A 13,133-nucleotide genomic window follows, 5' to 3' on the forward strand; every position below is an offset into this window, starting at 1 on the left:
CCTGCATTTAGGAGGGAGGTAGCGTCATACCGGAGTTCAGGATCCGACCGGGAGGCGGGTCCTGCAAAGGCAACGTAAAAGGGCGCCTAACCTGAGTCGGGCTTCAGTGCACCTGAACTCAGGAGGCGCCCACCCGCGTTCAGAGCCAGTGCAACCTGATCTCAGGAGCGTCAGAGCACCGACGACGCCCGAAAGACGTAGCTCGTCAGGCTGACCGTCAGCGCGCAGACCCCGGCATACGAGACGACGAAGAACACGATCCGAGCCCGCAGGCCGCGACCCCGACCCAGCCACCACGCCGCACCCCACCCGATCACCGGGAGGAGCAGGGTCGCGATGAGCGCGGGCCACGGCGTCGATTTGGCGAGCTCGCCGGCACCGTTCTGCGTGACGAACGACCGATACTGGTCGAAGAGCGCCGGCACTTGGATCAGGTTGCCGACCGCCGCCCAGACGCTCCAGGCGAAGATCAGCGCGGTGACGGTGAACAGGATCGCCAAGCCGACGAAGCCGGGCGAGGCTTCTTCAGTGGGCCCGACGTCGAGGGCGTCGGTGTCGGTGGTGCTGCTCACAGGAGGTTTCCGATCACAAAGGGCCACGGAACGAGCATCACGACGGCCGCGATGAACGACAGAATTCTGGTGCGCGATCGAGTCGTCGGGACCAGCCACACGGTCGCGGCGAACCAGATGGCCGGTGCGGCGACGGCCAACCAGGTGCCGAGGCGCCACATCACCGCGGCGAGGGTGCTGTCGAACGACGGCTGGACGCTGCCGACACCGCGAAGCCACGCCACCGTGTAGAGCAGTAGAAGAGCACCGAAGACTCCGTGTGCCACGAGCATGCCCGACGAGAGCACACCCTCGGGCAGTTCGTCGTCTTCATCTTCTTCGTCGTCGAATTCGTCATCGGGGGCGGGAGCCGCACGGGAACCCACGGGGCCCTCGACGTAGCTCTTATCGCTCGACGTGCCCCAGCTCAGCGCCTCGTCGTCGGAGTCGACCGACTCGGCGTCGACCGCCTCAGACTCCACCGGATTAGAGTCGACCGATTCGGAGCCCACCTGGTCGGGGCGGCTCATGCGGGAACCCTCGCCGCGACCCGGTCGGCCACCGCGTCGACGAGAGCGGGAAAGAGCGGATGGCCGGGGTACACGCCGGTCAGTGTCTCGGCGAGAAGCGGGGCACCGGCGCCCGAGCGGAGCAGCGACTGCAGCTCTCGGCTTTCGACGTCGTCGGGCACGTCGAAGTCGAGCGCCGCGCGGACAGCGCGCACCAGTGAGTCGAACGGAAGCCCGCGCTCGGCGAGCTGGGCCGCAGGCCCGACGAGCCGCTCGTGACGACTGACCTTGCTGAGAGGGTTGCGGCCGACACGCCCGGTCGTATCGGGCAGGTGCGGGTCGGCGATTCGCTCGAGGTTCCGGTCGATGTACGCCTGCTGCTCGGCCGGATCGAGGCCGTACTTCGCGACGAGCAGCGTCTTCGTCTCGGCCAGCACCGAGAGCACCTCGGAGTGCACGTCGGGCGAAGCCAGAGCCTCACGGATGCTGGCGATGCCGTGCGACCAGCCGTAGTAGGCGGCCGCAGCGTGAGCCGTGTTGACGGTGAAGAGCTTGCGTTCGATGAACGGCTCAAGGTCGTCGACCCAGGTGACGCCGTCGATCGCCGGGTGCTCGGCGGCGCCGAACGCCCCCCGATCGACGATCCATTCGGCGAACGACTCGATGGTGACGTCGAGGCCCGGAGTCTGCTCGGGCACGATGCGGTCGATCTCGCAGTTCGCGAAAACCGCCCGCTCGCGGACGAGCTGCTCGCCGTGGTCGTGGACCCGACCCACGACGGCGGCGAGGGTGGAGGAGGCGCCGATGGCGGTCTCGCACGCGATCACGGTGAGCGGGGGCAGGTGCGCGGGGCGCTGAGCGAGACCGCGGGCGAGGAGCGATGCGAGGGAGGGCAGGATCCTCGGCCCCACCGAAGTCGTCACGATGTCGGCTGTTGAAGTCTCGTGCACGACCCCGGCTTCGTCGAGCCGGTTGTCGATCGCGCGGTAACCGCTGACCGTGGTGGTGCTGTCGGAGTCGCCGCCGATGGCGTGGACGGCGTACGACGGGCTCGAGTTGAGAGTGCGGACCAGTTCGGTGTTGACGTCGGCGAAGACGACCTCGTACCCACTGGCCTGGAGGTACTGGCCGATGAATCCGCGGCCGATGTTTCCGGCACCGAAGTGGACGGCTTTCTTGCTCACAACCATCCTTCGATCATCGCACGGGTGAGGCGCAGCGAAACGACACCGCCTTCGGCCGAAGATACCGGTGATCACCGGTGTCTCGGCCCGAAAGCGGTGTCGTTTCTGTCACAACTGACTGGAAGGGACTAGCGCGCGGCAGAACCGTCGACGTAGTCGGAGTCTTGCTGCTTCCAGGCGAACAGGGCGCGGAGCTCCTGGCCGGTGGCCTCGATCGGGTGCTCCTCGCCCTTCTTGCGGAGCGACTTGAACTCGGGGGCACCGGCGTCTTGGTCGTCGATGAAGCGCTTCGCGAAGGCACCCGACTGGATGTCAGCGAGAACAGCCTTCATGTTGTCTTTCACGTCGGGCGTGATCACACGGGGGCCCGAGACGTAGTCGCCGTACTCGGCCGTGTCGGAGACCGACCAGCGCTGCTTGGCGAGGCCGCCCTCCCAGATGAGGTCGACGATGAGCTTCAGCTCGTGCAGCACCTCGAAGTAGGCGATCTGCGGCTGGTAGCCCGCCTCGGTGAGGGTCTCGAAACCGTACTGGATGAGCTGCGAGGTGCCACCGCAGAGGACGGCCTGCTCGCCGAAGAGGTCGGTCTCGGTCTCTTCGGTGAAGGTGGTCTTGATACCGCCGGCGCGAAGGCCGCCGATGCCCTTGGAGTACGACCAGGCGAGATCCCAGGCAGAGCCGGTGGCGTCTTCTTCGACGGCGACGATCACGGGGACGCCGCGGCCGGCCTCGAACTCACGGCGGACGGTGTGACCCGGGCCCTTGGGGGCGACGAGAACGACGTCGATGCCCTCGGGAGCTTCGATGTAGCCGAAGCGGATGTTGAAGCCGTGGCCGAAGACGAGCGCGTTGCCGGCCTCGATGTTCGGTGCGATGTCGTCTTTGTAGACGTGGCGCTGCACCTGGTCGGGCGCAAGGATCACGATGACGTCGCCCCACTTGGACGCCTCGTCGGGAGTGAGCACCTGGAATCCGGCCTCTTCGGCCTTGGCGCGGCTCTTCGAGCCCTCCTTCAGACCGATGACGACCTCGACGCCGGAGTCGCGGAGGTTCAGCGCGTGCGCGTGACCCTGCGAGCCGTAGCCGATGACAGCGACCTTCTTGCCCTGGATGATCGAGAGGTCGGCATCTTTGTCGTAGACGATTTCAGTCACGTTCGTGGTTCTCCTTGTGTTGGGTGAAGCAGTTCTAGTTCGAGAAGATCTGGTCTGGTTCGAGAACAGCTGGGTACTGCTAGTTCTTGAACACGCGGTCGGTGATGCTCTTGGCACCGCGACCGATCGCGAGCAGGCCCGACTGCGAGATCTCTTTGATCCCGTACGGCTCGAGCACGCGGAGCAGAGCCGTCGTCTTGCCGGTGTCGCCGGTGACCTCGATCACCAGGGCGTCTGTCGACACGTCGACCACGCTGGCGCGGAAGAGGTTGACGGCCTCGAGCACCTGGGAGCGAGAGTTGTTGTCGACGCGCACCTTGATCAGCATGTGCTCGCGCTGAACCGACTGCGAGTAGTCGAGCTCGACGATCTTGATCACGTTGATCAACTTGTTGAGCTGCTTCGTGACCTGCTCGAGCGGGAGCTCTTCGACGTCGACGACGACAGTGATGCGGCTGAGGCCGGGGATCTCGCTCTTGCCGACGGCGAGGCTCTCGATGTTGAAGCCGCGACGGGCGAACAGCCCCGCGACACGGGTCAGCAGACCCGGCTTGTCTTCGACGAGCAGCGAAAGGACGTGGCTCATGCGTGCTCTCCTGTCATGTCGCCGTCACGGGTGGTGTCGGACGCACTGGTGCCCGGCGCCTCGTCGTCCCACTCGGGGGCGAGTTCGCGCGCGTGCTGGATCTCGGAGTTCGAGACGCCCTGCGGAACCATCGGCCAGACCATGGCGTCGCGGCTCACGACGAAGTCGATCACGACCGGGCGGTCGTTGGTGGCGAGGGCGAGCTGGATCGCCGCGTCGATCTCGTCTTCGCGGGTGACCCGGATGCCGAGCGCACCGTAGGCGTCGGCCAGCTTGACGAAGTCGGGGACCATCCTGGTCTCGTGGCCGGTGTTCAGGTCGGTGAACGAGTGACGCCCCTCGTAGAAGAGCGTCTGCCACTGCCGCACCATACCGAGCGACGAGTTGTTGATGATCGCGACCTTGATCGGGATGTCGTTGATGACGCAGGTGGCCAGCTCCTGGTTGGTCATCTGGAAGCAGCCGTCGCCGTCGATCGCCCAGACGACGCGGTCGGGCTGGCCGACCTTGGCGCCCATCGCGGCGGGCACCGAGTAGCCCATCGTGCCGGCGCCGCCCGAGTTGAGCCAGGCGTGCGGGCGCTCGTACTCGATGAACTGGGCGGCCCACATCTGGTGCTGACCGACGCCCGAGGCGTAGACAGCCTCGGGGCCGGAGAGCTGACCGATGCGCTGGATGACCTTCTGCGGAGAGAGGAGGCCGTCATCGGGCTCGGTGTAGCCCAGCGGAAACTGCTCACGAAGCGAGTCGAGGCGCATCCACCACGCGGAGATGTCGGGCTGGCCGCCCGAGGTCGCGACGGCGAAGGCCGCTGTGAGGTCGATGATGACCTCGCGGGCGTCGCCCACGATCGGCACGTCGGCGATGCGGATCTTCGAGATCTCGGCGGGGTCGATGTCGACGTGGACGACCTTGGCGTTCGGCGCGAACAGGTCGGCCTTGCCGGTGACGCGGTCGTCGAACCGCGCGCCCAGAGCAACGATCAGATCGCTCTCCTGGAGGCCGAGGACGGCGGGCACTGTGCCGTGCATCCCGGGCATGCCGAGGTGCTGCTGGTGGGTGTCGGGAAAAGCTCCTCGCGCCATGAGGGTCGTGACGACGGGGGCACCGGTGGCCTCGACGAGCGTCTTGAGCTCGGCGGACGCGCCGGAGCGGATCACGCCTCCCCCGACGTAGAAGACCGGCTGCTTGGCCTCGGCCAGCATCTGGGCGGCCGCCGTGATCTGCTTGCCGTGCGCCTTCGTGATGGGGCGGTAGCCGGGCAGGTCGACCGACTCGGGCCAGACGAACGGTGCCTTGAGCTGCTGGGCGTCTTTGGTGATGTCGACGAGCACCGGGCCGGGACGGCCGGTCGAGGCGATCTGGTACGCGGCCGCCAGGGTCGCCGGGATGTCTTCCGGCTTGGTGACGAGAAACGAGTGCTTCGTGATCGGCATCGTGATGCCCACGATGTCGGCCTCCTGGAAGGCGTCCGTTCCCATCAGTGTCGAGAACACCTGGCCGGTGATGGCGAGGAGCGGTACCGAGTCCATGTAGGCGTCGGCGATCGCCGTCACCAGGTTCGTCGCACCGGGGCCGGAGGTCGCGATCGCGACGCCCACCCGACCGGAGGCCGAGGCGTAGCCCTCGGCGGCGTGGCCGGCGCCCTGCTCGTGGCGCACGAGGATGTGTCGGATCGTCGTCGAGGCCATCAGCTCGTCGTAGAACGGGATGATCGCCCCACCGGGCAGACCGAAGACGTCGGTGACGCCGAGCTTCTCGAGCGAGCGGAGGATCGCGCCCGAACCGGTCAGGATCTCGGGGCCGGCCGGACGCGTGCGCGCCGGAGCCGTGGGCAGGGGGCTGATTTCTGGAGGCATCGGTGCCGATTCCTTGGGAGCTGGTGATTGACGAGAGGCTGCCCGCCCGGGCAGTGTCAGGCGACGACGGGGCGTCAGTAGGTGACGGCGCCCTCTGCCGCGGATCTCACCTGGCGTGCGTACTTGGCAAGGACCCCCCGGGTATACACGGGAGGCAGAGGTGCCCAGCCGTCACGGCGGGCTTCTAGCTCTGCTGCATCGACGAGTAGGTCGAGCGAACGAGCTGCGATATCGACCCGAATCAGATCACCATCGCGCACGAATGCGATCGGACCGGAGTCGACCGCTTCGGGTGCTATGTGGCCGATGCACAGGCCGGTTGTGCCGCCTGAGAATCGTCCGTCCGTCAACAGTAGTACATCTTTGCCGAGCCCAGCGCCCTTGATCGCGGCCGTGATGGCGAGCATCTCGCGCATGCCTGGGCCGCCCTTCGGACCCTCGTAGCGAATGATCACCACGTCGCCCTTGGCGATACGCCCCTCGGTGAGGGCGTCCATCGCGGCACGCTCCCGCTCGAAGACCCGGGCGGGGCCCTCGAACACCTCGGCGTCGAACCCGGCGGTCTTGACGACGGCGCCCTCGGGAGCCAAGGATCCGCTGAGCACCGTGAGGCCGCCGGTCGGGTGGATCGGGTTGTCGAGGGTGCGGAGCACCTCGCCGTCGAGCGGCTTCGGCTTGATGTCGGCCAGGTTCTCGGCCACGGTCTTGCCGGTGACGGTGAGGCAGTCGCCGTGCAGCAGACCGGCGTCGAGCAGCGCCTTCATGACGACGGGAACGCCACCGTGGCGGTCGACGTCGTTCATGACGTACTTGCCGAAGGGCTTGAGGTCGCCGATGTGAGGCACCTTGTCGCCGATGCGGTTGAAGTCGTCGATGGTCAGCTCGACCTCGGCCTCGTAGGCGATCGCGAGCAGGTGGAGAACGACGTTGGTGGAGCCGCCGAATGCCATGGCAACGGCGATCGCGTTCTCGAAGGCGTCTTTGGTGAGGATGTCGCGCGCCGTGATGCCCTTCTTGAGCATGTTGACGACGGCCTCGCCCGAGCGGTGGGCGAAGTAGTCGCGGCGACGATCGGCGGAGGGCGGCGAAGCGGATCCTGGAAGCGACATACCGAGGGCTTCGGCGACCGAGGCCATCGTGTTGGCCGTGTACATGCCGCCGCAGGCGCCCTCGCCCGGGGCGATCGCGCACTCGATGGCGTAGAGGTCTTCCTCCGAGATGGTGCCGGCCTTCGCCGCGCCCACCGCCTCGAACGAGTCGATGATCGTGACGTCTTTCTCGGTGCCGTCGCTCAGCTTGACCCAGCCGGGTGCGATCGATCCGGCGTAGAGGAACACGCTGGCGAGGTCGAGACGGGCCGCAGCCATGAGCATGCCCGGGAGCGACTTATCGCAGCCGGCGAGCATGACCGATCCGTCGAGACGCTCGGCCATCATCACGGTCTCGACGCTGTCCGCGATGACCTCGCGCGAGACGAGCGAGAAGTGCATACCCTCGTGGCCCATGGCGATGCCGTCCGAGACGGAGATCGTGCCGAACTGCAGCGGGTAGCCGCCGCCCGAGTGGACGCCCTCTTTGGCACCCTGGGCAAGACGGTTGAGCGACAGGTTGCAGGGCGTGATCTCGTTCCACGACGATGCGATGCCGATCTGCGGTTTTTCCCAGTCGGCGTCGCCCATTCCGACCGCGCGGAGCATTCCTCGCGAGGTGGTGGCTTCGATGCCGTCGGTGACGTCTCTACTACGGGGCTTGATGTCAATGGGTGCCGCGTCAATAAGGGCCGCGTCGATGGCTGCCGCGTCGGTAGCTGCCGCGTCGACGCCGTCGTCAGAAGCCCTGGCCGTGAAGTTCTCAGACATGTCGCTCAGTTTAGGGCTTCGTCGAGGGCGCACCGGACCGGACGACGATGGCGCCTGAACCCGTGTCGAGGGTGACATGGGTGGTCGCCTGCGGCGTGGCCGAGAGGTCGACGGACTCCGGCGATTTCTGCCCGGCGGGGAACGGCGAGACCTCGAGGATCCCGGCGGAGATGTTCCACCGCGCAGAGATCGAGGCGCCACCGGCCGTGACCAGATCGAGGCGCACACCCGTAGCCGCAGCCTGGGCCCGCGGCGTGCACGAGCTGGCTCCGCGCGTGGATCCGACGCTCATGACGAGGCAGTACGACCGATCGGTGCCCCGGGCAACCCAGATGCCGGCCCCGTCGTCGGACTGCCCCCACTGCGCCAAGACGCGCCGCGTGCTCGACGCGTCGATGCGGGGCAGAGTCACGTCGGGGATGTCGCCTTTCGTCTGCACCTGATCGAAGTACTCGTCTCCCAGGGTCTCGGCGACGGCACCGTCGGCCTCGGCCGCCCGCTGATCGGCGCTCGACACGGGGGTGCCCGGACTGTCGCCGGTGCCCGCGGCACGGATCGAATGCGACACGCCGGCCCCGATGAGGGCGGCAGCGATCACGGCCACCGCTCCCCCGGCCAGCCAGGCGCGAGCGGGGCGGGCCCAAGGCTCGGGTTGCCCTCCGGCGTCGCCTTCGGCGGGGGCGAGCGCAGGATCATGGGCTGCCCGCTTCGTCACTGACGCCTCGCCGAGCAGACGGTTCAGCTCCGCGACATCGGCCGGGTCGGGCGTCGCTTGGCCGTAGACCCGGCGCTCGAGATCACGACGACGATCGTCCATGGGTCGATTGTGCGCTTTTGCGGGCTGTTTCGGGGGCTACCCCGAGCATTGTTCAGGCCCCGACGAGGGAGACGATGCCGACGAGTTCGTCGCGGTGCAACTCGGTCGCGATGTCGAGGTCGTATCTCGTCTGGAGGTTCAGCCAGAAGCGTGCCGTGGTGCCAAGGGCCCTTCCGAGGCGGAGGGCCGTGTCGGGAGTGATGCCGCGCGTGCCGTGGACGATCTCGTTGATGCGGCGGGGCGGGACCCCAACCGTCTTCGCGAGACGGTACTGGCTGATCTTGAGGGGTGCCAGGAACTCCTCCAGGAGAATTTCTCCCGGGTGGATGGGTGCGTGGATCTCGGTCATCGCTCGCTCCTCGGCTCGATGTCGTGACGGGTTGGTTTCATCAGTGGTAGTCCGTTATCTCAACGTCGCCCGGCCCCCGGGCGCTCCAGACGAAGCAGATGCGGTATTGGTCGTTGATCCGGATGCTGTGCTGGCCGGCTCGATCGCCTCTCAGTTGCTCGAGCCGGTTGCCGGGCGGCACTCGGAGGTCGTTGAGGAGCTCTGCGGCATCGAGCATCAGCAGCTTTCGGTGGGCAATCCTCTGAAGATCGGGGCCGAGTCGCGCGGCCCGGACGCGACGCCAGACCCGCTCGGTCTCGGTTGTGGAGAAGGATTGGATCACGTCTAAATAGTAACGTTTGGCGTTATTAGGGTCAAGATTGTCGAGGGCGGCCGCTACCGGCCCTGCCGCACGGCGAGAGTGGCCGAATAGGGCCCTGAGGCCGTCGAAGACCCCCACTTCGGCACTCTCGGCAACTTCGGCACTCTCGGCACGGGAGGCGAAGCCGCCGCGACAGCCGACAGCCGACGCTGGACGCCCTAGGCGGCCGGCGACGCGGGCAGGAGCTAGGAGCGACCGAGGTGCGCGCGGAGCTCCGCGAGGTCGGCCAGCACGTGAGCCACAGCAGCCGGATCGGGTACTCGATAACCCGCCGCGGTCTCGCCGGGGCCGCACTTGAGACCGAAGTCGGAGGCCGTCAGAGCGCGGAATCCGTCTTCGTCGGTCACGTCGTCGCCCGCGAAGAAGATCGCCGTTGCGCCCGTCATTTCGCGGAGTCGATCGAGGCCGTCGCCCTTGGAGGCACTTCGAACCGCGAATTCGAGCACGTTCTTGCCCGCCCGCTCGGTGGCGCCGGCGGCCGTCTCGGCGACACGGCGCCGAGCTTCGCGCTCGACGGTGGCAGTGACCTCGGCGTCGGCGAGCCGAGTGTGCAGAGCGAACCCGGCGGGCTTCTCTTCGACGTGGACCTCGTCGAAGGGAGCGGCGACCTCCGTGAGGATCGTCTGCAGCTCGGCCCGGAGCGCCTGCTCGTCGTCGTCCAGCCCGACCTCGGCGTCGCCGTCGATTCGGTACTCCACCCCGTGCGAGCCCACCAGCAGGATCGAGTCGGGAGCCTCCGAGACCTCGATCAGGCTGTCGAGAGCACGACCGGAGACGAGGGCGACGTGCGTCTCGGGCAGTCCGGCCAGACGGAGCATGGCCTCGTGCGCCTCGGGAAGAGCACGCGCGTGGAGCGGCGCATCGACCTCGGGGGCAAGGGTGCCGTCGAAGTCGAGCGCGACTAGGAGGCGGGGGGCCGTCGCGAGAATGCCGAGGGCATCGGCGAAAGCGGTGTCAGAGGATTCGGCCGGGGTCGAGGCGGCGCCCGGTGTCACGGCGCTCATGCGGCGGGCTCCGACGAGGCCGAGCCATCGGTCGATGCGGCATCGTTCGACGCCACCTCGGTTCCCTTCGGTGGAGCGGCGACGCGATGGCCGGGCCGCACATCGGCCAGCGCCTCCAAGAACTTCGCCGACCAGGCCGCGACGTCGTTGTCGAGCACACGGCGGCGGAGGGCGCGCATGCGTGTGACCCGGTCGCGCTTCGGCATCTCAATGGCGCGCATGATCGTGTTCTTGAGGCCGCCGATGTCGTGCGGGTTGATGAGCAACGCACTTCGCAGCTCGTCGGCCGCACCGGCGAACTCGCTCAAGATGAGCACGCCGTCGTTGTCGTGGCGTACAGCCACGTACTCCTTGGCGACGAGGTTCATGCCGTCCCGAAGGGCCGTGACGAGCATGATGTCGGCCGCGAGATAGAGCGCGACCATCTCTTCGCGGGGGTAGCCGTGGTGGTGGTAGCTGATGGCGGTGTGGCTCATCGTCGCGAAGTCGCCGTTGATGCGCCCCACGGTCAGCTCGATCTCGTCGCGGAGCTCCATGTAGGCGGTCACGCGCTCACGGCTCGGTGAGGCCACTTGCACGAGTGTGGCGTCTTCGACATCCAGACGGCCGTCGTGGAGGAGCTCGCCGAACGCCTTCATGCGGTGGCGAATGCCCTTGGTGTAGTCGAGGCGGTCAACGCCCAGGATCACCGTTTTGGGGTTGCCGAGACCCTCGCGGATCTCTCGCGCCCGAGCCTGGATATCGGGGCGCCGCGACAGCGCCTCGTAGCCCGCGGAGTCGATCGAGATCGGGAACTGCTTCGCGAGCACCCGGCGCACCTTCTTGCCGCGTCGCTCGAGCGGGGCCGACTCGTCGTCGACCGGCACGTCGATGTAAGGGCGGGTGGTCGCGTAGCCGAGGAGGTGACGAACCGACCGGGAGAAGTTCGAGGCGTCGTCGGCGCGCTGGAACCCGATCACGTCGGCCCCGAGCAGGCCGGTCAGGATCGCCTCGCGCCAGGGCAGCTGCGAGAAGATGCCGAGGGGAGGGAACGGAATGTGGTTGAAGAAGCCGATCGTCAGATCGGGGCGCAGTTCGCGGAGGTACTGCGGCACGAGCTGGAGCTGGTAATCCTGCACCCAGACGACACCACCCTGCTCGGCGACCTCGGCGGCACGCTGGGCGAAGCGCCGGTTGACCTGGACGTACGACTCCCACCAGACGCGGTGGTAGGTCGGCGCCGAGATGACGTCGTGGTAGAGCGGCCACAGGGTGTCGTTGCTGAATCCCTCGTAGTACCGCTCGACCTCTTCGGCGCTGAGAGGCACCGGAACGACGTTGATACCGTCGTTCTCGAAAGGCTCGAACTCGAGGTCGGGCTTGCCTGCCCAGCCGATCCAGGCGCCGTCGTTGACGCGCATGACGGGCTCCAGCGCGGTGACGAGCCCGCCCGGGGAGTGCTCCCACTTCACGTCGCCGTTCTCGTCGACGGTGTGGTCGACGGGAAGGCGGTTCGAGACGACGACGAAACCGTAGGTCTCGCCGGTGGTCGGCTCGGTGGCGGGGTGTTCGGCCTGGTCAGACATGGTGAAGAGGTGCTCCGCTCGATCTCTCGGGGGCGTCGCCCCGGGCGCTCAAAGGCTATCAGCGGGTCGAACCGGTCGGTTCAGCGTGAAGAGAGAGCGCAGGATCCGACGGGGCGTCGACCGCAAATCAGGTCAGCAGATCGAAAGTCGCGTCGGCAGCTCGGGCCAGCGCGACGCCGTAGCTCCGGCCGTGCCCGGCCGCGTGCACCGCGAGCGGGTGCAGCTGGTGCAGCGGCACGCGCTCCTGCCACCCCGACCGGAGCGGAGCGGCTTCGTCGTACGCCGCGACGATGTCGTCGAGGAACGGGCAGCCGAACAGGGCGAGCATGGCGAGGTCGGTCTCGCGGTGGCCCCCGTGGGCCGCGGGGTCGATCAGCACGACGCCGCCGTGCGAGAAGAGCACATTGCCGGCCCAGAGGTCGCCGTGAAGCCTCGCGGGCGTCTCGCCGTCATCGAACGCTCCGTGTGAGATCGCGTCGCAGGTGTCTCGGATCCTGCGCTCTTCGGTCTCGGTGACCGTCCCGGCGCGAACCGCGATGTCGAGGTAGGGCAGCACTCGCTGCTGGGCGTAGAAGACGCCCCAGGTCGGCTTCGGGTCGGTTCGCATCGGGCGGCTGCCGATGAAGGTGGGGCCGCTCCAGCCGGTGGGCGGTGCGCCGAAGGCGGCGGCCCCCGCGGCGTGCGTGACGGCGAGCGCTCTGCCGAACGCCGTCGCTGCGTCGGCGGTGGGGCGCGTCTCGTGGATCTCTTCGAGGGCGATGCGGCCGGGCGCCACCTCGTCGACGCCTGCGACGCGGGCTCCCCCGCCGACGGTGGCCTCGGCCAGCCACGCCAACCCAGCCGCCTCCGCCTCGAAAAAGCCGTCGGATGCGTCGGGGCGGGTTTTGACGAAGCTCATCGCTTCAGTCTGGCCCGTGTCAGTGCCCGAACGTCGTCCGGATGGCTGTGAAGACGCAGAGGCCGGCGCTGATGAGGAGGAAGCCTTGGACGATCTTGCCGCGCCACAGGACAGACACGACGATCAGGCCGACGAGAGCAGCAATTGCCTCGGCCTGAGACACGAGAGACCATTTCTCACTCAGTCGGCTACGGAAATCGTAGATGGCGATCAACGTGGCGATCGCGATGCACCACAGCCACCAGCGCTTCTCGAAGACGCGTGCCGGTGCGGACTCTGTTTCGCTCATCCTGCCTCCGTTCTCAGGTACCTGAGGTACCCGAGCATCCCTGAGAAATATCTCGTTAATACCTGGTGTTTGGCAAATCGACCAGTCTGTGGGTTACGGGATCAGCTCTCCGAAAAGAAAAGTGACGCAATTCGGCCGAAATGACGTG

General features: G+C 67.3%; 14 protein-coding genes. All 14 read right to left on the minus strand.

Annotated features, from left to right (window positions below):
• Window positions 1–170: 170 nt before the first annotated feature.
• The 14 genes from ITJ49_RS12060 to ITJ49_RS12125 all read right to left on the minus strand — a co-directional run bounded on the left by ITJ49_RS12060 (window position 171) and on the right by ITJ49_RS12125 (window position 12,985).
• A complete protein-coding gene (locus ITJ49_RS12060) occupies window positions 171–572 on the minus strand; it encodes a hypothetical protein (RefSeq protein ID WP_194605647.1) in 402 nt (133 codons plus the stop codon).
• Window positions 569–1,081: a hypothetical protein gene (locus ITJ49_RS12065; RefSeq protein WP_194605649.1), complete on the minus strand. Its 513-nt coding sequence runs from the start codon at window positions 1,079–1,081 to the stop codon at window positions 569–571. Before ITJ49_RS12065 ends, ITJ49_RS12060 begins: the two co-directional genes overlap by 4 nt.
• Window positions 1,078–2,250, minus strand: a complete 1,173-nt coding sequence (locus ITJ49_RS12070) for a mannitol-1-phosphate 5-dehydrogenase (RefSeq protein ID WP_194605651.1) — start codon at window positions 2,248–2,250, stop codon at window positions 1,078–1,080. The genes ITJ49_RS12065 and ITJ49_RS12070 overlap by 4 nt, the downstream gene beginning before the upstream one ends.
• Before the next feature lie 122 nt (window positions 2,251–2,372).
• Window positions 2,373–3,398 (minus strand): ketol-acid reductoisomerase, encoded by a 1,026-nt coding sequence (gene ilvC, locus ITJ49_RS12075; RefSeq protein ID WP_194605653.1) that lies wholly within the window; start codon window positions 3,396–3,398, stop codon window positions 2,373–2,375.
• A gap of 79 nt (window positions 3,399–3,477) precedes the next feature.
• Window positions 3,478–3,984, minus strand: coding sequence for an acetolactate synthase small subunit (ilvN, locus tag ITJ49_RS12080; RefSeq protein ID WP_055958918.1), 507 nt, complete (start codon window positions 3,982–3,984; stop codon window positions 3,478–3,480).
• Window positions 3,981–5,843 (minus strand): acetolactate synthase large subunit, encoded by a 1,863-nt coding sequence (locus ITJ49_RS12085; protein WP_194605655.1) that lies wholly within the window; start codon window positions 5,841–5,843, stop codon window positions 3,981–3,983. The genes ilvN and ITJ49_RS12085 overlap by 4 nt, the downstream gene beginning before the upstream one ends.
• Before the next feature lie 74 nt (window positions 5,844–5,917).
• Window positions 5,918–7,702, minus strand: coding sequence for a dihydroxy-acid dehydratase (gene ilvD / locus ITJ49_RS12090; RefSeq protein WP_228514434.1), 1,785 nt, complete (start codon window positions 7,700–7,702; stop codon window positions 5,918–5,920).
• A gap of 10 nt (window positions 7,703–7,712) precedes the next feature.
• Window positions 7,713–8,519, minus strand: coding sequence for a hypothetical protein (locus ITJ49_RS12095; RefSeq protein ID WP_194605657.1), 807 nt, complete (start codon window positions 8,517–8,519; stop codon window positions 7,713–7,715).
• Window positions 8,520–8,571: 52 nt separating this feature from the next.
• Entirely contained in the window at window positions 8,572–8,868 is a 297-nt protein-coding gene (locus tag ITJ49_RS12100) for a HigA family addiction module antitoxin (RefSeq protein WP_055958923.1), read from the minus strand.
• A 40-nt stretch (window positions 8,869–8,908) separates the two neighbouring features.
• Window positions 8,909–9,190, minus strand: a complete 282-nt coding sequence (locus tag ITJ49_RS12105; protein ID WP_194605963.1) for a type II toxin-antitoxin system RelE/ParE family toxin — start codon at window positions 9,188–9,190, stop codon at window positions 8,909–8,911.
• Window positions 9,191–9,414: 224 nt separating this feature from the next.
• Window positions 9,415–10,233 carry a trehalose-phosphatase gene (gene otsB / locus ITJ49_RS12110; RefSeq protein WP_194605659.1) on the minus strand — a complete coding sequence of 273 codons (819 nt, stop codon included), beginning with the start codon at window positions 10,231–10,233 and terminating at the stop codon, window positions 9,415–9,417.
• Window positions 10,230–11,798, minus strand: a complete 1,569-nt coding sequence (locus tag ITJ49_RS12115; RefSeq protein ID WP_194605661.1) for a trehalose-6-phosphate synthase — start codon at window positions 11,796–11,798, stop codon at window positions 10,230–10,232. The genes otsB and ITJ49_RS12115 overlap by 4 nt, the downstream gene beginning before the upstream one ends.
• A 127-nt stretch (window positions 11,799–11,925) precedes the next feature.
• Entirely contained in the window at window positions 11,926–12,696 is a 771-nt protein-coding gene (locus ITJ49_RS12120; protein ID WP_194605663.1) for a fructosamine kinase family protein, read from the minus strand.
• Window positions 12,697–12,715: 19 nt separating this feature from the next.
• On the minus strand, window positions 12,716–12,985 hold the full coding sequence (locus tag ITJ49_RS12125; RefSeq protein WP_194605665.1) for a hypothetical protein: 270 nt from the start codon (window positions 12,983–12,985) through the stop codon (window positions 12,716–12,718).
• Window positions 12,986–13,133 lie beyond the last annotated feature (148 nt).

Origin of the sequence: Frondihabitans sp. VKM Ac-2883, assembly GCF_015350875.1 — a bacterium.
In the GTDB taxonomy this organism is placed as follows: domain Bacteria; phylum Actinomycetota; class Actinomycetes; order Actinomycetales; family Microbacteriaceae; genus Frondihabitans.

Coding starts and splice junctions, on each gene's coding strand:
- ITJ49_RS12065 (WP_194605649.1), bottom strand. CDS start 1,081: ATGAGCCGCCCCGACCAGGTGGGCTCCGAATCGGTCGACTCTAATCCG.
- ilvN (WP_055958918.1), bottom strand. CDS start 3,984: ATGAGCCACGTCCTTTCGCTGCTCGTCGAAGACAAGCCGGGTCTGCTG.
- ITJ49_RS12095 (WP_194605657.1), bottom strand. CDS start 8,519: ATGGACGATCGTCGTCGTGATCTCGAGCGCCGGGTCTACGGCCAAGCG.
- ilvD (WP_228514434.1), bottom strand. CDS start 7,702: ATGTCTGAGAACTTCACGGCCAGGGCTTCTGACGACGGCGTCGACGCG.
- ITJ49_RS12115 (WP_194605661.1), bottom strand. CDS start 11,798: ATGTCTGACCAGGCCGAACACCCCGCCACCGAGCCGACCACCGGCGAG.
- ITJ49_RS12070 (WP_194605651.1), bottom strand. CDS start 2,250: ATGGTTGTGAGCAAGAAAGCCGTCCACTTCGGTGCCGGAAACATCGGC.
- otsB (WP_194605659.1), bottom strand. CDS start 10,233: ATGAGCGCCGTGACACCGGGCGCCGCCTCGACCCCGGCCGAATCCTCT.
- ITJ49_RS12100 (WP_055958923.1), bottom strand. CDS start 8,868: ATGACCGAGATCCACGCACCCATCCACCCGGGAGAAATTCTCCTGGAG.
- ITJ49_RS12125 (WP_194605665.1), bottom strand. CDS start 12,985: ATGAGCGAAACAGAGTCCGCACCGGCACGCGTCTTCGAGAAGCGCTGG.
- ITJ49_RS12120 (WP_194605663.1), bottom strand. CDS start 12,696: ATGAGCTTCGTCAAAACCCGCCCCGACGCATCCGACGGCTTTTTCGAG.
- ITJ49_RS12085 (WP_194605655.1), bottom strand. CDS start 5,843: ATGCCTCCAGAAATCAGCCCCCTGCCCACGGCTCCGGCGCGCACGCGT.